Source organism: Flavobacterium sp. LC2016-13 (assembly GCF_009707955.1).
In the GTDB taxonomy this organism is placed as follows: Bacteria; Bacteroidota; Bacteroidia; order Flavobacteriales; family Flavobacteriaceae; genus Flavobacterium.
The window spans coordinates 125,011-151,114 of sequence record NZ_WMDQ01000009.1 but is presented as its reverse complement, the minus strand read 5'-3'; the positions used below and the strand labels follow the sequence as shown (position 1 = coordinate 151,114).

Annotated in this window: 22 protein-coding genes; 6 read left to right on the top strand and 16 right to left on the bottom strand. The window is 32.7% G+C overall.

Going from position 1 to position 26,104, the window contains the following annotated elements:
- The first annotated feature begins 40 nt into the window (after positions 1–40).
- Complete coding sequence (locus GKZ86_RS18215) at positions 41–805, top strand: MBL fold metallo-hydrolase (protein WP_154784484.1); 765 nt, start codon at positions 41–43, stop codon at positions 803–805.
- Between the two features lie 190 nt (positions 806–995).
- Here the strand turns inward: GKZ86_RS18215 and GKZ86_RS18210 are convergent, their stop codons facing one another.
- Both GKZ86_RS18210 and GKZ86_RS18205 read right to left on the bottom strand, forming a co-directional pair.
- Positions 996–1,316 (bottom strand): GIY-YIG nuclease family protein, encoded by a 321-nt coding sequence (locus GKZ86_RS18210; protein ID WP_154784483.1) that lies wholly within the window; start codon positions 1,314–1,316, stop codon positions 996–998.
- Positions 1,317–1,398: 82 nt separating this feature from the next.
- Positions 1,399–3,624 carry a radical SAM protein gene (locus tag GKZ86_RS18205; protein ID WP_154784482.1) on the bottom strand — a complete coding sequence of 742 codons (2,226 nt, stop codon included), beginning with the start codon at positions 3,622–3,624 and terminating at the stop codon, positions 1,399–1,401.
- Positions 3,625–3,812: 188 nt separating this feature from the next.
- Here GKZ86_RS18205 and GKZ86_RS18200 point away from each other — a divergent pair, with 188 nt between their 5' ends.
- Positions 3,813–11,048: a T9SS type B sorting domain-containing protein gene (locus GKZ86_RS18200; RefSeq protein WP_154784481.1), complete on the top strand. Its 7,236-nt coding sequence runs from the start codon at positions 3,813–3,815 to the stop codon at positions 11,046–11,048.
- A 55-nt stretch (positions 11,049–11,103) separates the two neighbouring features.
- Here GKZ86_RS18200 and GKZ86_RS18195 read toward each other — a convergent pair whose 3' ends face one another.
- The 4 genes from GKZ86_RS18195 to GKZ86_RS18180 all read right to left on the bottom strand — a co-directional run bounded on the left by GKZ86_RS18195 (position 11,104) and on the right by GKZ86_RS18180 (position 14,796).
- Positions 11,104–12,468: a S9 family peptidase gene (locus GKZ86_RS18195; RefSeq protein WP_154784480.1), complete on the bottom strand. Its 1,365-nt coding sequence runs from the start codon at positions 12,466–12,468 to the stop codon at positions 11,104–11,106.
- A gap of 26 nt (positions 12,469–12,494) precedes the next feature.
- A complete protein-coding gene (locus tag GKZ86_RS18190) occupies positions 12,495–13,157 on the bottom strand; it encodes an SdpI family protein (protein WP_154784479.1) in 663 nt (220 codons plus the stop codon).
- Positions 13,158–13,159: 2 nt separating this feature from the next.
- Complete coding sequence (locus GKZ86_RS18185; protein WP_026984867.1) at positions 13,160–13,414, bottom strand: autorepressor SdpR family transcription factor; 255 nt, start codon at positions 13,412–13,414, stop codon at positions 13,160–13,162.
- Positions 13,415–13,518: 104 nt separating this feature from the next.
- Positions 13,519–14,796 carry an MFS transporter gene (locus tag GKZ86_RS18180; RefSeq protein ID WP_154784478.1) on the bottom strand — a complete coding sequence of 426 codons (1,278 nt, stop codon included), beginning with the start codon at positions 14,794–14,796 and terminating at the stop codon, positions 13,519–13,521.
- 270 nt (positions 14,797–15,066) lie between these two features.
- Between GKZ86_RS18180 and bshC the strand changes: the two genes are divergently transcribed.
- The 3 genes from bshC to GKZ86_RS18165 all read left to right on the top strand — a co-directional run bounded on the left by bshC (position 15,067) and on the right by GKZ86_RS18165 (position 18,723).
- On the top strand, positions 15,067–16,656 hold the full coding sequence (gene bshC / locus GKZ86_RS18175) for a bacillithiol biosynthesis cysteine-adding enzyme BshC (protein WP_154784477.1): 1,590 nt from the start codon (positions 15,067–15,069) through the stop codon (positions 16,654–16,656).
- A gap of 168 nt (positions 16,657–16,824) precedes the next feature.
- On the top strand, positions 16,825–18,096 hold the full coding sequence (locus GKZ86_RS18170; RefSeq protein WP_154784476.1) for an acyltransferase family protein: 1,272 nt from the start codon (positions 16,825–16,827) through the stop codon (positions 18,094–18,096).
- A 207-nt stretch (positions 18,097–18,303) separates the two neighbouring features.
- Complete coding sequence (locus tag GKZ86_RS18165) at positions 18,304–18,723, top strand: nucleoside-diphosphate kinase (RefSeq protein WP_154784475.1); 420 nt, start codon at positions 18,304–18,306, stop codon at positions 18,721–18,723.
- 133 nt (positions 18,724–18,856) lie between these two features.
- On the opposite strand, the gene GKZ86_RS18160 is transcribed toward GKZ86_RS18165, so the two are convergent.
- Both GKZ86_RS18160 and GKZ86_RS18155 read right to left on the bottom strand, forming a co-directional pair.
- On the bottom strand, positions 18,857–19,153 hold the full coding sequence (locus GKZ86_RS18160) for a DUF721 domain-containing protein (RefSeq protein WP_154784474.1): 297 nt from the start codon (positions 19,151–19,153) through the stop codon (positions 18,857–18,859).
- On the bottom strand, positions 19,134–19,574 hold the full coding sequence (locus GKZ86_RS18155) for a hypothetical protein (RefSeq protein ID WP_154784473.1): 441 nt from the start codon (positions 19,572–19,574) through the stop codon (positions 19,134–19,136). The genes GKZ86_RS18160 and GKZ86_RS18155 overlap by 20 nt, the downstream gene beginning before the upstream one ends.
- 174 nt (positions 19,575–19,748) lie before the next feature.
- Here GKZ86_RS18155 and GKZ86_RS18150 point away from each other — a divergent pair, with 174 nt between their 5' ends.
- Positions 19,749–20,816 (top strand): serine hydrolase, encoded by a 1,068-nt coding sequence (locus GKZ86_RS18150; RefSeq protein ID WP_154784602.1) that lies wholly within the window; start codon positions 19,749–19,751, stop codon positions 20,814–20,816.
- Positions 20,817–20,825: 9 nt separating this feature from the next.
- Here the strand turns inward: GKZ86_RS18150 and GKZ86_RS18145 are convergent, their stop codons facing one another.
- From GKZ86_RS18145 to GKZ86_RS18110, 8 genes are all read right to left on the bottom strand, one after another.
- Complete coding sequence (locus tag GKZ86_RS18145) at positions 20,826–21,464, bottom strand: Zn-dependent protease (RefSeq protein ID WP_228526601.1); 639 nt, start codon at positions 21,462–21,464, stop codon at positions 20,826–20,828.
- Between the two features lie 226 nt (positions 21,465–21,690).
- The gene (gene ftsY / locus GKZ86_RS18140; RefSeq protein ID WP_154784472.1) at positions 21,691–22,644 is read right to left on the bottom strand and encodes a signal recognition particle-docking protein FtsY; all 954 of its coding nucleotides are present in this window, start codon (positions 22,642–22,644) and stop codon (positions 21,691–21,693) included.
- A 271-nt stretch (positions 22,645–22,915) separates the two neighbouring features.
- Positions 22,916–23,068, bottom strand: a complete 153-nt coding sequence (locus GKZ86_RS18135) for a DUF4295 domain-containing protein (protein ID WP_007805819.1) — start codon at positions 23,066–23,068, stop codon at positions 22,916–22,918.
- Positions 23,069–23,145: 77 nt separating this feature from the next.
- A complete protein-coding gene (gene rpmG / locus GKZ86_RS18130) occupies positions 23,146–23,328 on the bottom strand; it encodes a 50S ribosomal protein L33 (RefSeq protein ID WP_008253902.1) in 183 nt (60 codons plus the stop codon).
- 27 nt (positions 23,329–23,355) lie between these two features.
- Positions 23,356–23,592: a 50S ribosomal protein L28 gene (gene rpmB, locus GKZ86_RS18125; RefSeq protein ID WP_008468080.1), complete on the bottom strand. Its 237-nt coding sequence runs from the start codon at positions 23,590–23,592 to the stop codon at positions 23,356–23,358.
- Between the two features lie 71 nt (positions 23,593–23,663).
- Positions 23,664–24,917, bottom strand: coding sequence for a CinA family nicotinamide mononucleotide deamidase-related protein (locus GKZ86_RS18120; RefSeq protein WP_154784471.1), 1,254 nt, complete (start codon positions 24,915–24,917; stop codon positions 23,664–23,666).
- A 227-nt stretch (positions 24,918–25,144) separates the two neighbouring features.
- Positions 25,145–25,489 (bottom strand): Hpt domain-containing protein, encoded by a 345-nt coding sequence (locus tag GKZ86_RS18115; RefSeq protein ID WP_059116510.1) that lies wholly within the window; start codon positions 25,487–25,489, stop codon positions 25,145–25,147.
- Entirely contained in the window at positions 25,489–26,100 is a 612-nt protein-coding gene (locus tag GKZ86_RS18110; protein ID WP_154784470.1) for a fumarylacetoacetate hydrolase family protein, read from the bottom strand. Before GKZ86_RS18110 ends, GKZ86_RS18115 begins: the two co-directional genes overlap by 1 nt.
- Between the last annotated feature and the right edge of the window lie 4 nt (positions 26,101–26,104).

The window sequence follows — 26,104 nt, the reverse complement described above, 5'->3', positions numbered from 1 at the left end:
ATTTTAAAATTTCGTATTTTTAATATCTAAATCTTCCAATATGAAATTGTATCATTTACGAAACGCTACTTTAGTAATAGAAACAGATCAACATGTTATTTTGGTTGATCCTATGTTAGGAAAAAGAAAAACGATTCCGCCTTTTACCTTATTTAGATATAAACCCAAACGAAATCCGCTTGTAGCTTTACCCAAAAACAGTCGGGATATTTTGAGTAAAGTTACGCATTGCCTGATTACACATTTACATCCTGATCATATTGATAAAGCAGGTGAAGTTTTTTTGAGAAGAAAAAGCATTCCGGTAATTTGCAGTATTAAAGATGAAAAAGAGCTGACAAAAAGAGGTTTAAACATTACTCAAACTTTGGATTATTGGAAACCTGAACCTTTTTTAGATGGTAAAATTATTGGAATTCCTGCCATTCATGGTTATGGATTTATCGCCAAACTAATGGGAAATGTGATGGGTTTTCATATTGAATTGCCTAATGAAAAATCAATTTATGTTAGTTCAGATACTGTTTTTACAGAACACGTACAAAAAGTTTTGGTAGAATATAAACCTGAAATTGCTGTTGTGGCGTGCGGTACTGCAAGGCTTGATATTGGTCAGCCTTTATTGATGAGAATGAATGATATTTTGAAATTTGTTGCATTGGCTCCAAGTCAGATTTTTGCGAATCACCTGGAAGCTTTAAATCATTGCCCGACAACCCGATCTCATTTAAGACTTGCTTTGACAGAGCATAATCTTTTGTCGAAGGTGTCGATTCCTGAGGATGGGGAAAGTGTTAGTTATTAGTTTTTATTAAAAAACAAATTGTTTTTCAGAATCTGAAACCCGTTTTTTTTCCTAATCTTTATCGAGTTACTTGCGGAGATTCCTCCTCCGTCGGAATGACATTCTGCGCGTCTTTCTGCATCAAAATAAATTATTTACAAAGATTTGTCATTCCGACGGAGGAGGAGTCTCCGCAAGTAGCTCCGTAACATTATTCAAATAAGTAATTCAAAAATTCAAAATCAGGATTTATTGATTTTATTAATTCGAGCTTTTTATCTCTTCTCCAGCCTTTAATTTCTTTTTCACGAGCAATTGCTTCCTGAATCCAGGTAAACTTTTCATAGTAAAGTAAAAATTGAATATTATAGATTGAAGCAAACGTTTTATTTTTCACTAAAATATTGTCCTTATGCTGATTTAATCTTTCTCTTAAATTATTAGTAACACCTGTATAAAATACTGTTTTCGTTTTATTGGTTATGATATAAATATAATAAGTGTGATAACCTTCCTGAAATTGTATAAACATTAATTCATATTTTAAACAAAAATAAGAAAATTCATATATTTTTTATAGGTTTGTATTGTTGCTTTTCAAAGAAATACAAAAATCACAAAACAAGTAACCCAAACTCGCGTAAAGTGTTAATGGGCTTAGAATACCAAAACAATTCAAAATCTTCTAATTGCGTTTCGAAATCATTTTTGACTTCCTGAAAAGTATAATTTTTAGCATTTGCAATCGTAATTTTCGTTAAGATTTCTACCAACCATTCACCTTCATTTTTATTAGTTTGAATATTGAAACTTTCTTTTTTATCGTGAAAGGTAAAAGTCATCATTTCCCAGGTTCTTCCTTTTTTAGATTTTGTAAAATGTTCTACAGAAGGTTTTCCTCCTAACCAAACCACTTTTGCATTTGGTTTTGTGTTGAAATCATTTCCTTCTTCGAGTGCATTAAAAATAAAATCGGGATCGATTTTGGTTTTCGGAATTTTAAAGTCGAACCAATCTTGCAGTTCGTAATCAAAACAGATTCCGTGCATGAAATTAAAAAGAGACTTTTTTAATCCGAAGCTAAATTTGTCATGATTGATTCCTGTAGAATCAGTATAATCGATATCATTATTGGCAAAAGTTCCAATAGCTTCTGTTTTTTTTGTAACGCCAAATTTCTCAGGATATAATCCAACCGGACTGTGAGCCGTCATTGCAAATTGATGCCAAAATCCAGATTGCAGAATTCCGGCTTCAAACAGCTGACGTACCATTTCTAAACTGTCTATGGTTTCCTGAATCGTCTGCGTTGGATATCCATACATTAAATACGCATGAACCATAATTCCGGCTTCGGTAAAATTTCGGGTCACTTTTGCGACTTGTTCAACTGTTACGCCTTTATCAATTAATTTTAATAATCGATCTGAAGCTACTTCTAAACCTCCGGAAACGGCAATACAACCCGAAGCTTTTAGCAATAGGCATAAATCTTTAGAAAAACTTTTTTCAAAACGAATATTGGTCCACCACGTTACGGCTAATTTTCGGCGTAAAATTTCGAGTGCCAAAGCACGCATCAACGCTGGTGGAGCGGCTTCATCGACAAAATGAAAACCATTTTGTCCTGTTTGAAGCATCATATCTTCCATTCGATCACAAAGCAAATTGGCTGCAACCGGTTCGTATACTTTTATGTAATCTAATGAAATATCACAAAAAGTACATTTTCCCCAATAACATCCGTGTGCCATTGTGAGCTTATTCCAACGTCCGTCGCTCCACATTCTATGCATCGGATTTACGATTTCGATAACCGAAATGTATTTATCCAAAGGCAAATCAGAATAATCAGGCGTTCCTACGTAGGCTTGTTTGTAATCGTGTTTCAGGGAATTATTTTTATAAACGACTTCTCCGTTTTCTAAAAGAAAAGTTCTTTTGTACCGCTTCTCGTTTTCGTTCGAAGTGACAGCATTTGGATTTTCGAGATTGAAAATTAATTCTTCTATCGGAACTTCTCCATCATCTAACGTAATAAAATCAAAGAATTCGAAAACACGAGCATCAGAAAGTGAGCGTAATTCAGTATTTGGAAAACCTCCGCCCATCGAAATTTTAATTTCCGGATGATTCTGTTTTACCCATTGTGCAGATCGAAAAGCGCTGTATAAATTTCCCGGAAAGGGAACTGAAATTAAAAATAGCGTTGGATTTACTTTTTCAATTTTATCTTTTAAAATCGAGATCAAAATTGAATCTATGTAGGTTGGTTGCTGTTGCAAAGCTTCGTACAATTCATCAAAAGAATTTGCACTTCGCCCCAAACGTTCCGCATATCGGCTAAAGCCAAAATTATCATCGACACATTCTACAATATAATCTGAAATATCTTCGAGATATAAAGTCGCTAAATGTTTTGCTTTGTCTTGCGTTCCCATTGTTCCGAAAGCCCAGTCGAGTTCTTCTAATTGTGCAAAACGAGAGGCTTCGGGTAGAAAATCTTCCTGACAAATTTGTAATGCTAATGTTGGATTTTTTCCTTGCAAAAACTGAATTACGGCATCAATAGTCTTGATGTATTCATCCTGTAAAGCAAAAATACGTTTTGAATTATCTGAAACTTCAGAACCTGAAACTTGAAACTTTGAACTTGAAACCTCAAACAAATCAATCAAACCTTTCTTAGAAAACAACTCCAAAATCACATCGATACCTAAATCTGCCTGAACAGATTCGATATTTTTTGTGTTTAAAAATCCTTTTATATACGCAGTTGCCGGATATGGTGTATTCAGTTGCGTAAATGGAGGCGTTATGACGAAGAGTTTGGTTTTCAACAGGAATATTTTTTGCAAAAATACGAGATATTTAGAATTATTTGACAAAAGAAATAAATCCTAATTATTCGGCTAACATCACTAAATATTTTATGTTTTTATTATTGACACAAAACTTACAAAAACATTTTTTTTCCCGCCTTTAAAGGTTAGTTTTTTGGCTATATTTGCCTACAAAATTTTCCTAAATGAAGCTTAGAACTTTACTCTTATTTATTGTTTTTATCAAATGTACTTGTGTTTTTGCACAAGAAATTAATCCGAATTCGTCTAATAATTTTTTATTAGAAGATAAGAATGGTCATCTCATTCAAAATTTGGAACAGCAAAAACAATTTTTGAAAATTAGGGAAGAAAAAATGAAAGCAGAAATGCTGGAATTAAAAAAGATGATTTTGAATTCAAAAGATGGAAATTTGACTTCAAAATCAGCTGCTACTCTTCAAGGAGTTGAAATGTGTACTAATGGAGGTTTTGAGCAATATGAAACTATAAACGGGAGCAGTTATTTAAAGAATTTTCTTTGCACAATTGGTGATCCTCCCGGACCAACGCAATGCCGATCGATCACCAATACTGCCGATTCATACATCAATCGCTATAATCCTAATAACATGGACATTATGGCAACTGGTGTTTCTGCCAATTTGGTTGATCCATATATAGGAGACATTAAAGCATTTGATCAATATGCTCTTAAAATTAATTATGAGAACTCCTCTACTTATGGTTCTATTGTTCAGGGCAAAAGGTTTAAAACAAATAATGAAAATTATCTAAAATTTAACTACAAAGCAGTATTACAAAGTGTTTACGATAATAGTCATACTGATAATCAAGCTTTTGTAAAAGCACGGATTTTAGATAAAAATAAGACCGTTGTCAGTGAATTTTGTTTGGTAGGAGATGAAAAAAATTGCATTTTCAGCAAGGTTCCGAGTCAGGCTTCTGATTATGTTACTTTATATACTACCAATTGGCAATCAGGAATATTAGACATTTCATCAATTCCCAATAATGAAGAATTTACTGTTGAATTTATGGCTTCAAGATGTGGATTGGGCGGGCATTTCGGGTATATGTATGTTGATGATGTTTGCATCTTACATTCCGCAGAAAACTTGCAAGGTTCTATAGAACTTGATCCTTTGAATAAAGTTTGTCCAACTTTACCGATTTCAGTGTGTGGTACTTATACTATTCCAAATTCTGGAGGAATTTCTGCATCAGTGAAAAAAATCACTTTAAATGTTTACAACAGCAATAATGTATCCGTATATAGCACATCGACTACCTCAAGCTTAGATACGACAAATAAAAAATTTTGTTTTACATTAAAAACCGGTGATTTTCCAAATATTACAAATGCTAATTATAATGTAGGCGTACAGGTCGATTATGACATTTCCGGTACTTCTTGCGCAGGAACCACATTTAATTCTGCCATAGATCCTGACGCAAATCCTGGTTGGGATATTTCTTTTTTGAATTGCTCTTCAAGTTGTACTATTAACGTAACTACTGCCAAAATATCGCAATGTGATGCAAATCATGATGGAAATGAAAATTTTAATTTGTCTACATTAAACTCTTTAATGGTTCCTTCTACTGCGGGTTTAAATTTTAGTTATTTCAAAAATTACAACGAGGCAGAATCTAACTTAAATGCTATCACCAATTTTACAAGTTATCCAAGTTCAAGTGCTTCTATTTTTGTTCGTGTGAGCAGGGATGCAACTTGCTACAAAATAATTTCTGCCAATTTAGAGGTAAGAAATCCCACAGCAAATATTACAGGTATTCTAAATGTTTGCTCTGGAAGCACTGTTTTAACTTCTTCTCCCGGATCTTCGTATTTATGGAATACAGGAGGAACTACGCAAAGTATTACGGTAACTTCGTTAGGAGATTATTCTGTTACTGTCACAGATTCTTTTGGATGCACCAGCAATGCAAGTGTTACTATCGAACCAAGTCAAACTGCTGTTTCTCCTATCTTGCAGATTACGCAGCCTTCTTGTTTTGTCGCTACAGGAACAATAAAAGTAACTTCACCAGCATCACAATATAGTTTTGATGATGGTTCAACCTGGGTCACAAGCGATACAAAAAGTAATTTATATCCTGGAACCTATTTAGTAAAAATAAAGACCGTAAATGGCTGTACTTCCTATTCTCAAAGTGTAACTATTACAGCTGCTTCTACTTTGTATCCAAATTACAGTTATAACAATCCATTATTTTGCGGAGATAAAGGAAGTATTACCATCACAACTCCAGCTGCATACTATAGCTTTGATGATGGTGCAACTTGGGGAAATAATTCTACTGCTAACAATCTTTTACCTGCAAATTATAAAATTCGTACCAAAGATTTACAAGGTTGTATTTCGTCGGCAAACAATGTACTCATCAGCAGTAATACGCTAGAAACTCCAACCTATACAATCGTATTACCTGCTTGTACAGTAAAAGGAAGTATTACAATTAATACTCTTTCAGATTTTTACACTTTTGATGGAGGAACCACATGGGTTACAAACAACACAATGAGTAATTTAAATGCAGGAAGCTATTCTTTAGGAATTAAAAATGCTTTAGGCTGTACTTCTTATTACACTTATGCTTATTTAAATGATTTTAAAGATTTCTATCCTCAATATACAACTGAACAACCTGTTTGCGGAACAGATGGCAGCATTACTATTACTACAGTAGCAGATTCGTATAGTTTTGATAATGGGGTAACTTGGACTAGCAATAATGTTAAAATTTTACCTTTTGGAAACTATCAAATAAAAATAAAAAACAGCGCGGGATGTATCAGTGCTGCTAATTATGTTTATTTAAATCAGCCTTACTTGAATCCGCCAATTATTACCACGGAACAGCCAACTTGTGGTGTAAACGGAAAAATCACTATAAACTCATTATCCGATTTTTATAGTTTTGACAATGGTGCAACCTGGACAACTGTTAATTCTAAATCATTACCTCCCGGTATTTATACCATAATTATAAAAAATAATCTTGGCTGTACCTCTTATCCAAATGGTATTTACTTAAATAATCCGAATATAGATATACCCGATTATACCGTTGTTCAGCCCACTTGTACGTCCTCGGGCAGCATTAAAATAAATACAGCTGCTAGTTCATATAGTTTTGACGGAGGTTATACCTGGGGAACTTCTCCTTCTTTATCAAATCTTACTTCTTATGGATATTATAACATTGCAATAAAAAACAATTTAGGGTGTGTTTCTAACTCTGTAAGTGTTTCAATTAACGATGCCAGACTTCCTAATCCAGATTATACAGTTACCAATCCAAGTTGTGGAAATATTGGCAATATTACATTCAACACAACTGCAGATTTTTACAGTATCGATTATGGTTCAACCTGGAGTACAAGTAATATTTTTAATAATTTAAGCCAGGGATCTTACTATTTAATGATAAAAAAAGGTAATTGTACATCCAATTACATTTCCATTTATATGGATAATTCGAAGTTAGCACAGCCTAATTTAACCATCGTTCAGCCAGCATGCGGAACAAAAGGAAGTATTAAAATTAATACAACTGCCAGCTTTTATAGTCTTGACGGGACAAATTGGAGTACAAATCCTCTTTTTTCGAATCTTTCAACAGGATATTATTATCCAATGATCAAAAATGCTCAAGGTTGTGTTTCTAACTCAAACTCGGTATGGCTTGAAGAATTTTATCTTCCAGTTCCCACTTTTAAAACAACACAACCTACCTGTGGAGTTGGAGGAAGTATAACCTTTACTTCAACTGCAGCACAATACAGTATAGATGGAGGTAAAACCTGGAGCACTAATCCTGTATTTACGAATCTAAGTACAAACACTTATTATTATTTGTTAGTAAAAAATACTTCCGGGTGTACATCTAACCCTTACGGTACATACGTTACCCTACAACAATATTATTTACCTAATCCGGATTTTATATTTATACAACCAACCTGTGGTATCAACGGAAGTATTACTATTGCAACAGTTGCAAGTTCTTATAGCTTTGATAATGGCAATACCTGGACAACTAACCCAGTTCTTTCAGGACTTACTTCTGGTTATTACAACATTATGATAAAAAATGCAGCAGGTTGTAAATCTTATGGTTTATCAATATCAATCAATCCTTATTATCTTCCCGATCCAAATATAAAAGTAGTACAGCCCAGCTGCGGAAATGGAGGAAGCATAACTGTTACTACTCCTGCAGACAGTTATAGTTTTGATGGAGGCACCACTTGGACTACAAATCCAATTTTATTAAATCCTGTAAGTTCGTCTTATAATATTCTTATTAAAAATGCAAAGGGTTGTAAATCAAATTCACAATATATTTATATAAACAAATATTACCTTTCATCACCAAATGTATCTACTATTCAACCCACATGTAGTACTCCTACTGGTACTATAATAATAAATACTGCCGCAGATCAATATAGTTTTGATGGAGGAACAACCTGGACTACAAATCCTGTAAAGAAAAATTTAGCAGGTGGATCGTACAATGTACTGATAAAAAACACTTTGGGCTGTACATCTTACGGCAGTTATGTTTATATAAATACTCCTCCCACAATTCCTGCTGCACCTGCTGTAAAGATAGTTCAACCTTCTTCCTGCGGCGCGACTGATGGAAGCATCACTATAACAACATCAGCAATAAGTTATAGTTTCAATGATGGAAATAGTTGGACAACAAGTCCGACGAAAATAAATGTAGGGGCTGGTACATATATTATTAAAATCAAAACAAATTCATATAGTTGTGAATCATCAACAACTGTTGTCAATTTGAGTTCTGGCAGTACAATTGCAGCTCCTGCTTTTACTACTGCTCAGCCAAATTGCAGTTCGTCAAAAGGCTCTGTTACCATTACAACAAATGCAGCAACTTATAGCTATGATAACGGATTAACCTACGTTTTTTCTAATACAAAAACAGATCTTTCTCCGGGTACTTATTTCATAAAAATTAAAAGTTTAGCGGGTTGTATTTCAGATGCTGCTCCGGTCACGATTTCACCATTGTCACCGCTTTCAGCTCCTGCCTTTACAGCAGTTCAACCCAATTGCACCGATTTTACAGGATCAATTTCAATTAATACCGTAGCCGATTTTTATAGTTTTGATAACGGAATCACGTATGGGACATCCAATACAAAATCTAATCTTTCTGCAGGAACCTATAATTTGATGATTAAATATAATTCGGGTTGTATCTCTCTTGCGGCACCTGTCACTATACAAGCTGCACCTGTAATTCCTGATGCACCACAAGTTGTAGTAACAAACCCAATTGGCTGTAATTCACCTACAGGTAACATTATGGTTTCTACGGTTGCTAATCTATATAGTTTTGACGATGGTCTTACCTGGAAAGCCAGCAATAGTGCCAGTTTATCTCCCGGAATTTATTTTATCCGAATAAAATACACAAATGGCTGCGAATCTATTGCGTATAAAGCAACCATCAATGCAGCGCCAAATGCTCCCGCAATTCCAGCTTTAAATATTACTCAACCTATTACTTGCAGCAATCCATTTGGCTCAATTTTAATTACAAGTACTGCTGATCAATATAGTTTTGACAATGGTAAAAATTATTCAGCCAATCCTAATTCAGGAAATTTAGTAGCTGGAACCTATATGGTTCGTGTTAAAAATAGTAGTGGCTGCGAGTCTGCTCCATTATCTACAACCATTAATGCTCCAACTGATTATCCGGGTAATCCTAAATTTACAACTATACAGCCTGACTGCAATAATCTTAAAGGCGCTATTACAATTACCGACGCAGCATCAGAATATAGTTTCGATGATGGTGTTAGCTGGACTACAACTGCAATGAAATCAAATCTTGACCCTAAAACCTATTTTATTAAGATCAAGAATAATAACGGTTGTGTTTCAACTGCAACCACCGTTACCATTACTCCTTTTACAAATTTTACTCCAAAACCTGCTTTAGTTAGCCCTCAAACTTTCTGTATTCAACAAAATGCAACTTTAAGTAATATTAGTGCGACAGGTCAAAACATACAGTTTTATGATGCTTTGACCGGAGGAACACTTTTACCAAAAACGACCTTACTTCAAAACGGAATAACTTATTACGCTTCACAAACTATAAACGGTTGTGAAAGTGAAAGAGTTGCTGTAAAAATTAATATTCAGAATACATCTCTTCCAACAGGAAATGCAAACCAGCCTTTTTGTTCTGGACAAAATCCAACAATTGCAAATATTCAGATTAATGGCGATCTTATAAAATGGTACGATGCTGCTGTAAATGGAAATCTTTTACCAGCCACAACCAATCTTCAAAATGGTAAAACATATTATGCTTCGCAAACTCTAAATAGTTGTGAAGGCCAAAGATTTGGAGTTACAGTTTCTGTTACAAATACGCCTTCTGCTCCTACAGGGAATCCAAATCAACCTTTTTGTAAAAGTCAGAAAGCGACTTTAAATACTATTTCCGTCTTTGGTCAAAATATTAAATGGTACGATTCTAATTCTTCTTCAGCTGTATTGGCAAATACTACATTATTGCAAAATAATAATACATATTATGCTTCTCAAACTGTTGGATGTGAAAGTGCAAGAATTCCAATTACGATTAGGATTTATGATACACCTTTGCCAATTGGAAACAACAAACAGATTTTCTGTATTTATGAAAATGCAATCATTAACGATATTAAAATAACCGGAACGTCCATCAAATGGTATGATTCTCCAATAGCCGGAAATATTTTATCAAATACAGCTACTTTACAAAATGGTATTTATTACGCTAGTCAAACGCTTAATAATTGCGAAAGTGAAAGATTGGTAATTACTATAAAAATTCAGGATACAGAACCTCCAATTATGGATTCTTTTCAAACTTTTTGCGTACAACAGAATGCAAAGCTAAAAAGCATAAAAATCGACGGAGAAAATATAAGATGGTATAATGACTTAACCACAGGAATTGAATTATCTGAATCGACACCGCTTGAAAACGGAAATACCTATTATGCTTCACAAACAATTGATGGTTGTGAAAGTGACAGAGCTACAATTAAAATTCAAATCTTAGAAGCAACTACAGGAGATTGTATTAATTATGTTGATGAACTTCCGTTTCCGAAATTCTTCACTCCAAATAATGATGGATATAATGATACCTGGACAATCGATTTTGCATATTTGGCTCCAAATACTGGAATTCGAATATTTGATCGTTACGGAAAATTCATCAAAGAATTGACCACAGATACTTCCTGGGATGGAACTTATATTGGTCAAAATGAACCTTCGTCTGATTATTGGTTTACTGTAACCCGATTAAACGGAACTGAATTTAGAGGACATTTTAGTTTGAAACGATAAAAAAATAACCGCAAAGTAAATTTTGCGGTTATTTTTTATTTAGAAGTTATACCTCTTATTTTGTTTGTACTAAAAGCCAATTGGATATTTCTTCTAAAGCAATGGGGGAAAATGTCTGCTCAATCGTATCATATTCCAGAGGAGAACCTGTTTTACATTCTTGAAACAAATGATTTAAACCAGGAAGTTCTTTAATTGTAACATTTTTATTCCCTGCTTTGGTCAAAGCTTCTTTAATCGCTTCTAAGTTAACAGTTGACGGAACTTGCAAATCTTTGCTGCCATTAAGAGCTAAAACAGGACATTTCACTTTTGCTAAAGATATAGCCGGGTCCATTCTTAAAAAATTATACCACCAGACATTTGTAATTTGTTCTACAAATGATTTTGCAGTTTTATCATCAAATTTTGACTGAACATAGCTACTTAAATTATTTTTTAATTTTTCATCGTTTACAGAAGAAGCCAAAATAATTTCATAGGCACCTTTAAAAAATTCCTGACCTTTTTGAATATCATTTTCAGGAACTCCAAATTGCCTTTCAAGTATTTCTTTTTGTACTAATAACAATTTATCTCCACGCAGACCCGGAGCGGCTAATAAAACAATAAAGTCAATGTCTTTTGAATTTCCTGCAATAATTGGAGCGATTACTCCTCCTTCACTATGACCTATTGATCCAATTTTGCTTTTATTAATTTCTTTTCTGGTTTTTAAATAGTTAACACCAGCCTCAACATCTCTCGCAAGATCGATTGTTGTTGCTTTTGTATAATCACCGCTAGATTCGCCCGCACCACGATCATCAAAACGTAAAACAGCTATTCCTTTTTTAGTCAAATAGTCAGACAAAACTAAAAATGGTTTATGTCTTAGTATTTCTTCATCTCTATTTTGTTTGCCGCTTCCGGTAATTAAAATTACAACTGGAAAATTACCCTCTTTTTTAGGTAGAGACAAAGTTCCTGCTAAAGTTACATGATCTGTTTTATTTTCAAATTTTACTTCTTCAGTATAATACGGAAAAGATTTTTGCGGTTCTTGTGGTCTTGCATACACCTGTTTTTGAATTACTTCTTTTGACAAATTCATCTCAAAAGATTGCCCGTTTTGCGTAAAAGTACCTACAATAATATTGTCTTTATTTAATGTACCAACATAAGAAATTTGAGCACTTGGTATTTCTAATTTTAAAATTGAATTCTCAAAAGTTGCTTTCTCTAAAGGAATTCCAGTCACTTTCTGGTCTGGGCTATCCATTGTTGCATTATAACCATTTTCTGTTTTATTCACATTAAATATCAATCTTAATTGAGTGCCCTGAACTTTTAAAACTCCATTCCATTTTCCTGAAATCTCTTGTCCCATCATTAAAAAAGAGCTTAAAACTGTTATTAAAATAAGTATAATTTTTGTCATTTGTTTTGAATGATTGTGTAATTAAATTAATTTGATTTTCGATCCCTTTTTTGTATTTGTTTGAACTTTATAAAAGAATAAGCTATGGGAATTAAGGCCAAAACGAGAACAATAAAAACAAATACTTTACCAAATGCATTGTTTAAAACCAAGCCTCCCAGCACTAGAATAAAACCTCCAATAACCCAAATCTTTCCTGCAAATGCATGAGTAGCTTTCCATACTTCATTATTTTCCAATGTCCATGGCGTACGTATTCCTATAAAATAATTAGGCTGAATTACTTTAAAATAATTTCCAAAAATTATCAGTAAAACGCCCAACAATGCAAAGACTAAATTAGGATTATTTACAGATCGCTCTTTGGTGGCATAAACAATTAATAATGCAACTACAGACATGAACAATACCAAAAAAAACTTAAGCTGATAGAATTTTCCTCCCATTAAAGAAATTCTGTTTTTAGGATCTATTTTTGGAATAAAAGTCATCAAAACATACATCAAAACCGGCAATAGCAACAACATCAAAATAAGCGAAAACTTGTCGCCCCAATTATCAATTTCTCCCTTATAATTCCAATGTATAGGTACTCGCTGAGGAAGACTGTCCCAAATAATAGCTAAATACACAAAAGGTGTCAAAACAATTCCAATTATTGGAAGCTCTTTTTTTAGTTCTAAATTCATTTTTATTTTTTAAAGGTTAATATCCATTGCAAAACATCTTCCATAATGGTGGTATTGATGGAGTAAATGATGAATTGCCCATTTTTTTCAGAAGTAATTAAATCTGCACGTTTCAAAATATCCAAATGATGCGAAATACTGGGTTTCGAAATATTAAACGCGTCAGCAATTTCTCCGGCAGATAAATCTTTCTCTTTTAAAAGTTCCAGAATTTCCCTTCGGGTTGCGTCGTTTAATGCTTTAAAAATATCATTCATCATTTATATATTTAGACAAATATCTAAATACTTTTTTAATCAGCAAAAAAAAGAGGCAATAATTTTTACATTACTGCCTCTTTTTGAAAAGTTTATCTATAAAATTAAAATTGATGTGTCTTTTTAGAAATCACTAAAAATGAAACCAAAGAAATCAAAGCAGCAATCGTCAGATAAAAACCTACGTAGTTTAAACCGTAAGTGGTTGCCAGCCAAATTGCAATCATTGGTGCAAATGCAGCTCCCAAAATACCAGCCATATTAAAAGTTAAAGAAGCTCCGGAATAACGAACTGTGGTAGGAAACAATTCAGATAAAAAAGTTCCTAATGGTCCGTATGTAAAACCCATCAATGTCATACCCAGACAAACAAAGGCGGTTACCAAAACCGGATTTCCTGAATTAAGAAAGTACGAAAAGAAAAATCCGAATATAGCAATATATGATGTTGTAATAATCAATATTTTTCTACGCCCGATTTTATCTGCAACTAAAGCTGAAACAGGAATAAAAGCAGCAAAAAACAATACCGAAAACAATTGTATCAACAAAGCATCTCTTTTAGTAAAACCTAAATCTGAAGTAGCCCAACTAAGTGTAAAAACAGTCATTAAATAAAACACCAAAAAAGTAGTAATTGCCGAGAAAGTTCCAAAAATCAATTGATTTTTATATGATTTTATCAAAGTCAAAAACGGAATCCTAACTTCTTTTTGTTGAAGTTTAGAATTTTCAAAAGCCGGAGTTTCGCTAATCTTTAAACGAATATAAAACCCAACAATTACTAAAAGTGAACTGGCAATAAATGGAATTCTCCATCCATAATCCATAAAAGCTTCACTCGTCATAGTATCTGTCAGAATTAAAAAAGTTCCTCCGGAAAGCAGCAACCCAATTGGCGCTCCCAATTGTGGAAACATTCCGTACCACGCCCGTTTGTGAGGCGGTGCATTTTCAATCGCTAATAAAACAGCGCCTCCCCATTCTCCTCCTAAACCAACTCCCTGACCAAATCTGCATAACATCAATAAAATTGGTGCCGCAATTCCGATACTTGCATAACCCGGTAAAAAACCAATTGCAATTGTCGACAATCCCATTGTTAACAACGCAACGACCAAAGTCACTTTACGGCCTATTTTATCTCCATAATGTCCAAAAACAGCTGAACCTATAGGTCTGGATAAAAAAGCTATTGAAAAGGTAGCCAAAGATTCGAGAGTAGAATTTGTACTGCTTGCTCCCGGGAAAAAAAGTTGTGGAAAAACCAATACAGCGGCATTGGCATAAATATAAAAGTCAAAAAATTCAATTGTAGTTCCTATTAAAGAGCCAAAAAGAACATGTCGTAAGGAATTCTCCTGATTTGGGTTATTTTTCATGCAATTTAGATATATCTTTTTTTTGATTACAAAAATAGAATTTCGTTACTAATAATTTACATTTAGAATAATTAGTTTCGGAAGATTATTTAATTTTAACAAATATCATATATTTTCCGTTTTTCAAACCATTAAAATACTTAATATTAAAAACTTGATTATAGGAGCTTTAAAACAAAAATCAAAAATCAAATCATAAGCAATCGTTAAAACCGTTTTTAACTGTATATTTTCATTAAATTTACAGCTGTCAAAAATAAATTTAAAATTATGCCTACCGACTGTATCAGCTATCAAACTTCAGGATATTTCTCTAAATTGATACACGATTATTTAGATCAAAAATCAGAATTAAAACCGCTGTACAATCATTTTCCGACTTTAGAAAACTTTGAAAAACAGATTGCTGAAAAAGCAGCTAACTTTGATAATAACAACCGAATTCCTTTGGTTGAAACTTTAAAAAAGCAATATCAAAATATAGAAATCTCTGATTCTACAAAGCAAAACATTGAGCTTTTAGCGCATGAATGTACTTTTACAATTACAACTGGACATCAGTTAAATTTATTCAGCGGTCCGTTGTACTTCTTATATAAAATTATTTCAACAATTAATTTAACGAAAGAATTAAAATCAAAATATCCGACGTATAATTTTGTTCCAATTTATTGGATGGCAACTGAAGACCATGATTTTGAAGAGATCAATTATTTTAATTTTAAAGGAAAAAAATTCAGATGGAATAAAGAAAGTACAGGTCCTGTCGGGAGACTTTCTACAGAAGGTTTAGCTGAATTTTTCGAAATTTATTCTAAAGAATTAGGTTCCAGCACCAACGCGGGTGTTTTGAAAAAACTATTTGAAGAAGCTTATTTAAAACATGAAAATCTAGCCGATGCTACTCGTTTTTTAGCCAATGGTTTATTCGCAAATCACGGATTAGTAATTTTAGATGCTGATGACAAAGATTTAAAACGTTCTTTTATTCCTTATATAAAAGAAGAATTAGAAAAACAAACTTCGTTTAAAGCTGTTCAGGAAACTATCGATCAGCTTAAAGACTATACAGTTCAGGTAAATCCTCGTGAAATCAATTTATTTTATATCGAAGATGATTTGCGTGAACGAATTGTTTTTGAGAATGACAAATACATTGTAAATAATACGAGAACTTCATTTTCTAAAGAAGAAATTCTAAAATTATTAGAAAGCAACCCTGAAAAATTTAGCCCAAATGTAATTATGCGTCCGCTGTATCAGGAGATTATTTTACCTAATTTATGTTACATTGGCGGCGGCGGCGAAATTGCTTATTGGTTAGAATTAAAATCATTTTTTAATGCCGTAAACATTACTTTTCCAATGCTTTTGGTTCGAAATTCGGTGCTTCTTAATACTGAAAAACAAGCTAAAAAAGCAGACAATTTAAATTTAAGCTGGTCAGATTTATTTACTAAACCTGCTGATTTAGTTAATGCAATTACACATAAATTATCTGATTTCCCAATTGATTTAACACCTCAAAAGGAAACATTAGAAAAACAATTTGAATATCTTTACGAATTAGCACAACAAACCGATAAATCATTTACGGGAGCAGTTAAAGCGCAAGAAGTGAAACAGAAAAAAGGTTTAGAAAATCTTGAAAAAAGATTATTAAAAGCCCAAAAACGAAAATTAGATAACGAATTGCAACGCGTTACTGATTTACAATGCGAGTTGTTTCCAAATGAAAGTTTACAGGAACGCCAGACTAATTTCTCTGAATTTTATTTAGAAAAAGGAGAACAATTAATTCCGCTTTTAATCCAAAAATTAAAACCATTAGAACATAATTTTAATATCATAGCAATATAAAGCTTAAACACTGATTCCTCGAATTAGACAAATTAATTTGTCTAATTCGAGAAAAAAAATAAAAATAAAGTAATAATCATCAGAACAAATAACCGCCTCTTCTGAAATTATTGCCTCTCTAAACCAAATAGTAACTTTTAAAACAAAACTAACCTATTACAAAAAACTATGACCAGAGAGCGCTTGATTTCATTAGATGTCTTCAGAGGATTAACAATTTTATTAATGACTATTGTAAACAACCCCGGCGATTGGGGCAATGTTTTCCCACCACTTTTACATGCCGAATGGAATGGCTGTACACCAACAGATTTGGTTTTTCCGTTTTTCATTTTTATTATGGGAGTTGCTGTTCCTTTAGCAATGCCTGATAAAACATACGACAGCACAACTTTTAATAAAATTTTAGTGCGTTCGTTACGCATGTTCTGTTTGGGTATTTTCTTCAACTTTTTTGGAAAAATACAATTATTTGGTCTTGACGGAATCCCACTTCTTATTGGTCGTTTAGCCATAACTATTGCGGTTGGTTATGCTTTAATGGGCAGTTTTAGTTCAAAAATCAAAAATATTTTAGCCTTTTCAATTCTCTTTATTTATCTATTTTTAGCTTACAGTGGTATCGAAGCTTACCACGATGTACGCCTTCCGGGAGTTTTACAACGAATTGCCATTGTTTATTTTGTAGTTTCTCTTTTATATTTAAAAACCTCTCAAAAAACTCAAATTATTACCGGAGTTATTTTATTATTGGGATATTGGGCAATAATGACTTTAATTCCTGTTCCTGGATTTGGAGCAGCGAATTTAGAAAAAGGAACCAATTTAGCTTCATGGGTCGACAGCATTTTACTAAAAGGCCACATGTATCATGAAACTGTAACTTGGGATCCGGAAGGAATTTTAAGTACAATTCCATCAATTGTAAACGGAATTATTGGTTTATTAATAGGCCAATTGCTTCTACGTGAAATCACAAAAACACAAAAAGCTCAAAAAATAGTTATTGCAGGTGTTGTACTTATTGTTGTTGGTTTACTTTGGAATATCGTTTTTCCTCTAAACAAATCACTTTGGACAAGTAGTTATGTTTTATTTACTACAGGTCTTGCCACAACATTTTTAGCTGTTTTATATTATGTTATTGATATTGCAGATTACAAAAAAGGCTTTAAACCATTTTTAATTTGGGGAGTAAATCCTATGATTGTATTTTTTAGCTCTCAGATTATTCCACAAGCTTTAGTAATGATCGAATTTCAAAATCCACATAATACATCTGAAAAAATCAATCTTCTAAACTATTTATATAGATTTGGAATTGCGCCATTTTTTAGCAATCCAATGGCCGCTTCTTTGGCCGGCGCATTGGTTTACGTTTGTATCTGGACAATTATTTTATGGATATTCTATAGAAATAAATTAATATTCAAAGTATAGAAAGCTTCACATATAAGTTATATAAGTTCATTTTAGAAACAGGATAATCTGCACGCAAAGCAATTTAAATGAACTTATATAACTTATATGGTTTAAAAAAAAGTCTTTTCTTAGTCAAAACATTATTCTAACGTGTTTTAATTATGAATTTATTAAAATCAATTCATAAAAAAAGTATACTTTTGCACAAAATTTAAAAACACAAAAATGGCAACAAATAGAACTTTTACAATGATTAAGCCAGATGCTGTTGCAAACGGACACATCGGGAATATCTTAGCAATGATTACTAATGGAGGTTTCAAAATCGTTTCATTAAAATTAACTCAATTAACTGTAGCTGACGCTCAGGCATTTTATGTTGTTCACGCTGCAAGACCTTTCTACGGAGAATTAGTTGAATTTATGTCACGCGGACCAATTGTTGCTGCTATTTTAGAAAAAGACAATGCAGTAGAAGATTTCAGAACTTTAATTGGAGCTACAAATCCAGCTGAAGCTGCTGAAGGAACTATTCGTAAAGCATACGCAACTTCTATTGGAGAAAATGCAGTTCACGGTTCTGATAGCGATGAAAATGCAGCTATTGAAGGTGCATTCCATTTTGCTGGAAGAGAGCAATTTTAATTTATGATTTTAGAGTTCAAATTTTAGATTGTTGAACTTTTAATCATCACAATAAAAAAATCCATTTCACTTGAAATGGATTTTTTTATTGCCTAAAATCTAAAATCTAAAATTTGAACTCTAAAATCTAAAATCAGCGTAGCACTACATCCTTAACCACTTCACGACCTAATTCTTCATTAATCATTTTGACAATTTTAGATTTTCCGTGACTCAATTCTTCTCTTAAAACTGCTGATCCCAGCTCAACATAAAGCGTACTTCCCTTTAAAACAACGTTTTTTGTATACGTGTTTACTCCATTTCCCATCAATTGTCTCCACGCTTCTTTGACATCAATCTGATCCATTCCGGGTTGTAATTTATTTACCTGAATAATCTGATGTAAAACATCGCCAATCGTACTTTGGTTATTTAGTCTTTTTGCCATCGTTTAATATATTTATTGGTCCTGTTTTTTTATAATGATATTCTTTACCCTGATCGTTTTTCACTACAAACGTTTGATCAGAAATAGAAATTAATTCTTCACTCCACTTTGCATAATCTGTTTTATAATCCAGAAAAGTTCCTTTATCTGTAAATCGAACCGAAACATTTTCAAAAGTATTTGTTGTCAAAAAAGTTCCGTCAAGCTGCGTCATAACCTTCGTTCGTGTCCCTTTTGTGTCTTTAATCTTAAAATAATCAAAGTTTTCATTCATTCCGTATGCCTTTTCTTCACCTCCGTCAAAAACCACTTTTTCAATTTCCCAATAGCCATTCAATTTTGCAATATCTGCAGGTTTAATTTCTTGTTTGCAACCCACAAACAAAAGCGATAAAACCAAAATCATAAAAGTGTTTTTCATATTATATTTATTAAAATCAATGCGGTTTCCATAACGGACAGGATTCACGTTTTCAAAAGAAGTTTAATGAATCACAAAGTTAACTTTATAAATTCAAAAGAAATAAAATTTTATAAAAACCCATTAAACTATTTTGCATATTTTTGGTCAAACCCTAAACTAAAACCAAAAAACATGACCAAAACTATTTTTACTATCCTGACAATCTTTGTGTTTGCAGGATGCAGTACTTCAGATCCTGCTGAACCTACAACAACACCAACTGAAAGCATGTATTTTCCACCAACAACAGGAAACACTTGGGAAACAAAAACAATTTCAAACTTAAAATGGAATCAAAATGCCGTGCAGCCACTTTTAGATTATCTCGAACTCAAACATTCTAAATCATTTATTATTTTGGTTAATGGAAGAATTGTTTTAGAAAATTATTTTAACGGACATACGGCAGCAACAAACTGGTATTGGGCAAGCGCAGGAAAAACATTAACCTCAACCATCACAGGAATTGCTCAGCAAGAAGGTTTATTGAACATCAATAACAAAGTTTCTCAATATATTGGAACAGGCTGGACAAGTGAAACTTTAGCACAAGAAAATCTAATTACCTGTAAACATTTACTAACGATGACATCCGGACTTGATGACAGTACAGATGACGTAGATCCTGCCAGTTTAATTTATAAAGCCGACGCAGGAAATCGTTGGGCGTACCATAATGTATATGTAAAATTACAAGACGTTGTTGCAAAAGCAAGCGGGCAAACCTGGGAAAACTATTTTAATACTAAATTAAGGGATAAAATTGGCATGAACGGGAATTGGGTTCAGCTTGGTGTAAACAGCGTATATACCAGTACTTCCAGAAGTATGGCACGTTTCGGATTATTGATGCTGAATAAAGGAAAATGGGAAAACACCCAAATTTTAAACGAAGCTTATTTTACTGAAGCTACAACTACTTCACAAAGTATTAATTTAGGATATGGTTATTTATGGTGGTTAAACGGGAAAGCAAATTATCATTTACCACAGTCACAACTTACTTTTCCTGGAAGTGTAATTCCTACCGGACCAAATGATATGTTTATGGCTTTGGGTAAAAACGACCAAAAAATTTATGTAGTGCCAAGCAAAAATATGGTTATCATCAGAATGGGAGATGCAGCAGATAATGTTAATCTTGCCTTATCTGATTTTGATAAAGTTTTATGGGAGAAAATTAGTGCTTTGTATCAGTAAAGTAAACACTTATATTAATTGCCAACCTTTAGCTTTTAAGAAGCTTTTACAATTATTGCAAAAGTTTTTTTCTTCATCCAGTGGGTTTCCGCCTTCTGCATCTCGCATTAAACAAGTTTTCACTGCGCAATGTGGTAAACCCGCTGTATGACCAAGTTCATGTAAAACCAATTTATAAAACTGTTGATTTTTATTCCTGACAGACAATCTAAAATCAGAAACTACACAAGATTTTCCTGGTCTGTAACCCAATCCCATCACTCCCCAATCCTGAATCTTGTCTTTTGTTGTGCTAATATCAGAATGAGACAACCCAACAATAACAGAATCTTTACCGATATTATTTCGGATTGATTTTATAATACTGTCAGCACGATACCTATTTCTGGGTTTATAATATGAATTTTCAGGAAAAGGAATATTTTCTCGTAAAACTACATTTGAGTTGATAGTCTTGATTTTTGCAAAAATATTTTTAGCCTGTTCTGTTTTAAAATTACCCAAAGGCTGGATAACTATAACCTTTTGAATTACTTTTAAATCTTTATTATTGTTTTCATTTTTCTTGTTTGTACAAGAAAACAAGCCGAAAATCAAAATAAAAACATAGTATTTCATGATAATTACAGCTGTTCGTAATGAAAACATTTACTGAATAAATTTCTAAAAGTAAAAATTAACTTTTAGTACGAAGTCTTTTTAAGATTCCCATAAAAAAGAAAATTAACCCCAGAACCAATAAAATATAATAAAAAGACAGGCTTTTATCTCTTAAAACATTGGCTAAAACAAAACAAATAACGCTTCCGAAATAAAAAGTAAGAGGCGTTATATTTTTTATAGAAGAAAAACTCATTATAAATTATCTGAAAAATTATTTAAAAAAACTGTCTACGAATTCGTATTTATTAAAGACTTGCAGATCTTCAATTCCTTCGCCAACTCCAATATACTTAACAGGAATCTGAAACTGATCTGAAATACCAATTACAACGCCACCTTTTGCAGTTCCGTCTAATTTTGTTACAGCAAGAGAAGTTACTTCGGTTGCAGCAGTAAATTGTTTTGCTTGTTCAAAAGCATTTTGACCTGTAGAACCATCTAAAACCAAAAGTACATCGTGAGGCGCATCGGCAACAACTTTCTGCATTACACGTTTTACTTTGGTTAATTCGTTCATCAAATTGATTTTATTATGCAAACGTCCTGCAGTATCAATAATAACAACATCTGCATTTTGAGCTACGGCTGATTGTAAAGTATCAAAAGCAACAGAAGCTGGATCACTTCCCATATTTTGTCTTACGATTGGCACATCTACCCGATCTGCCCAAACCTGAAGTTGATCGATTGCTGCGGCACGAAAAGTATCCCCGGCACCTAAAACAACTTTATAACCTGCTTTTTTAAATTGATAGGCCAGTTTACCAATGGTTGTTGTTTTACCAACTCCATTTACTCCAACAACCATTAAAACATAAGGTTTTTTATCTTTCGGAATATCAAATTCTGTTGCTTCTCCTCTATTGGTTTCAGACAATAAACCACCGATTTCTTCACGAAGAATTTGATTTAATTCTTCTGTTCCTAAATATTTATCTTCAGCAACGCGTTTTTCGATTCTTGAAATTATCTTTAGTGTTGTATTTACGCCAACATCCGAAGCTACAAGAATTTCTTCCAGATCATCTAAAACATCGTCATCGACTTTAGATTTTCCGGCAACAACTTTGCTTAACTTTGAGAAAAAAGTAGTTTTTGATTTTTCAAGACTTTTGTCTAAAGTCTCTTTTTTATCAGTAGAGAATAATTTTTTAAAAAAACTCATTTTTTGTTGATTATTAGATTGTTAGACTTCTAGACTTATTAGATTATCTGAAATCCTAATCTTTAAAGAATGTCAATTATTTTTATTTCTGTTCTATAGCATCAATATTCTTTGCTTATCACACAAATGAAGAGTAAAGATATAAAGTATAACGTAAATTATCGCTTAAAAAAAAGCCAATTATTCTACTTCTATAAAAGTTGAGACAAATATAAAAAATAAAAAAGCTACTTCCGAATGAAAGTAGCTTTTCTATATAATGTGATTGTAATTATTTCTTTTTCAAGAAAGTATCAACTTCTTCAGGAGCCATAATAGATTCTACGAATGTATATGCACCAGTTTTAGGAGATTTTACCATTTTTATGGCTTTTGATAATCTCTTAGAAGATGTTTGTAACGATGCTACGGTTTTCTTTGCCATGATTCAAATGTTATTTGAAGTTTTCTATAAAACTCTAAATGGCAAAACCATTTGAGATTTACAAAAATCTCTAATTATTACTTAATTTCTTTGTGAACAGTTACGCGTTTCAAGATTGGATTAAATTTTTTAATCTCTAATCTGTCCGGAGTATTTTTTTTGTTCTTAGTTGTTATGTATCTTGAAGTACCTGGAACACCAGAAGTCTTGTGCTCAGTACATTCCAAAATTACCTGGATTCTATTACCTTTCTTTGCCATCTTGCTATATATTTATTTAGGAAAAGATTATTTGATAAATCCTTCTGACTGCGCTTTTTTCAAAACAGCAGTGATTCCATTTTTATTAATTGTTTTTATCGTAGATGCTGCTACTCTAAGAGTAATCCATCTATCTTCTTCTGGAAGATAAAAACGCTTTTTAACTAAGTTTACAGAAAACTTTCTCTTAGTTTTGTTCATAGCGTGAGAAACGTTATTTCCTACCATCGCTCTTTTACCTGTAAGGTCACAAACTCTTGACATTATACTTATCTTTTATCGTTATTCAAAATCAGGGTGCAAAGAAAAGAAAAATAAACCATTGTAGCAAAAAATTAATGCACAATTTTCAAAATTTCTTTCTGTAATATTTCTAAACTCTTAATCGTGGCTCTATCTATCACTTTCTCACGTGGTTGACCAAAATTAAATTCTTCAACAATTATATCATTTGGAGTTGCCAAAGCGATAAAAACAGTGCCAATTTCTGCATCCGAGTCACCTTTTGTCGGTCCGGCGTTCCCGGTTGTTGCAATTGCATAGTCAGTTTTGAGTATCTCTTTCACATTCAAAGCCATAGCCGAAGCTACTTGTGCACTTACCACCGAATATTGATCTATTAAATCCTGCGAAACACCGAGAACACTCACTTTAGCCTCTGTTGCGTACGAAACTACACTGCCTCTAAAGTAGTTAGAAGCTCCCGGAACAGCCGATAAAATTGAAGCAATTTTTCCTCCTGTAATACTTTCAGCTGTTGCAATTGTTTTATTTTGCTTTGTAAGTAACTTTCCTACTACAGATTCTATCGTTTCATTTTCTTCGTATCCTACTATAATATCGTGAATAATAGCATCTAAAGATTTTACATTTTCATCAATTGCTGCTTCTAATTCTTCTTTATTTATTCCTCTGGCAGACAAACGCAAACGAACTCTTCCCGGATTTGGCAAATAGGCTAATTTGATAAATTCAGGTAAACTATTCTCCCAATCTTCGATACGTTCTGCCACTAGGCTCTCGCCTTGCCCATACGTTAAAATCGTTTTATGAATAATATAAGGACGTTTATACTCATTTACTATTTTAGGAATGATCTCTTCTTCTACTAAATATTTCATTTCATACGGAACTCCCGGAAGTGAAATAAAAACAGTATTTTCTTTCTTCATCCACATTCCTGGTGCAGTTCCCATTTTGTTATGCAAAACGGTGCATTTTGACGGAACTAAAGCCTGATCTTTATTTAATTGTGAAATTGGTCGTTTATAAAAACCTTCGATTAATTCTGTTACGTGAGCCAAAACCTGCGGATTTACAACCAACTCATCATCAAAGTATTCACAGAATGTTTTTTTAGTTATATCGTCTTTTGTCGGACCTAATCCGCCTGTAATTAAAACAACATCGACTTTATTTTGTAGTTGTGCAAAAGTGTCTAAAATATGTTTTTTATCATCGCTGATCGAAATCATTTCATGAATTTCAACTCCAATCCGATCAAGTGATTTGGCAATAAATGCAGAATTTGTATCTACAATCTGTCCTATTAAAATTTCATCTCCAATAGTGATAATAGTTGCTTTCATATCGTAAAATATTTTTCTTACGAAGTTTAAATCACTAATCGTAAGGTTATTATTAGAAAGTAGGTTTTATTGAAACGATTTTGCGTGAGGGGTAGAAACGGCATCCTTTTGTGACAAACGAAAGGTACTCATTAAACAAAAAATTTCTGGAACAAAAGATATAGTGAATGACCCGACCTTATTTTTGACCTAATTTAAATTAGGTCAAAAATAAGGTCACGCCCAAATTAAACATCAAAGTCTTTTTTAATTTCTTTGATAGCTTCTTTTACTTGCAGCTTAATACTTTTAAAAGTTTCGACAATTTCTTTTTTCTTGCCTTCTGCTTTTGTCCAGGCTTCTACCTGAAGAATTTCTTCAAAAGCCACATTTAAACCCATTAAATCTAATGTTGGTTTAATTTTGTGCGCATAGGCGTAAGCATATTTATGATCCTTTTTTTTGATTCCTTCTTTGATTTGTTTTAAATCTTCAGGAACTTCTGTTACAAATAATTTAAGAATTTCGTTTACAAATTCAGGATCATTATCTGAAAGCGCATACACTTTCGAAAGGTTATATTTTAAAGCCATTATTTTACTTGTATTCTAAATAATTTTTTATCTTCTAAAAAGCCTTCTAAAACGTCATTTGGTTTTACGGCAGCAACACCTTCCGGAGTTCCTGTAAAAATTATATCCCCTATTTTAAGCGTAAAGAATTGCGATACGTACGAAACAAGTTCATCAATTTTCCAAAGCATAAGACCTGTATTCCCTTTTTGAACTGTTTGTGCGTTATTTGTAAGCTCAAAACTAAGATTTTCCATCGAAACAAAATCGGTTTTAGGCAAAAAATCTCCAATAACCGCAGAACCATCAAAGGCTTTTGCTTTTTCCCAAGGCAAACCTTTTGCTTTCAATTGGGCTTGTAAATCTCTGGCAGTAAAATCGATACCTACACTAATTTCATCATAATACTTATGCGCAAACTTAGGTTCAATATACTTACCTACTTTATTAATTTTAACAATTATTTCTATTTCGTGATGAATTTCTTCAGAAAATTCAGGTATTACGAAAGGATGTTGTTTTAATAAAACAGCTGAATCCGGCTTCATAAAAACGACAGGCTCAGAAGGTTTTTCGTTTTTTAATTCTTCAATATGGTTGGCATAATTTCTACCGATACAAAGTATTTTCATTTTT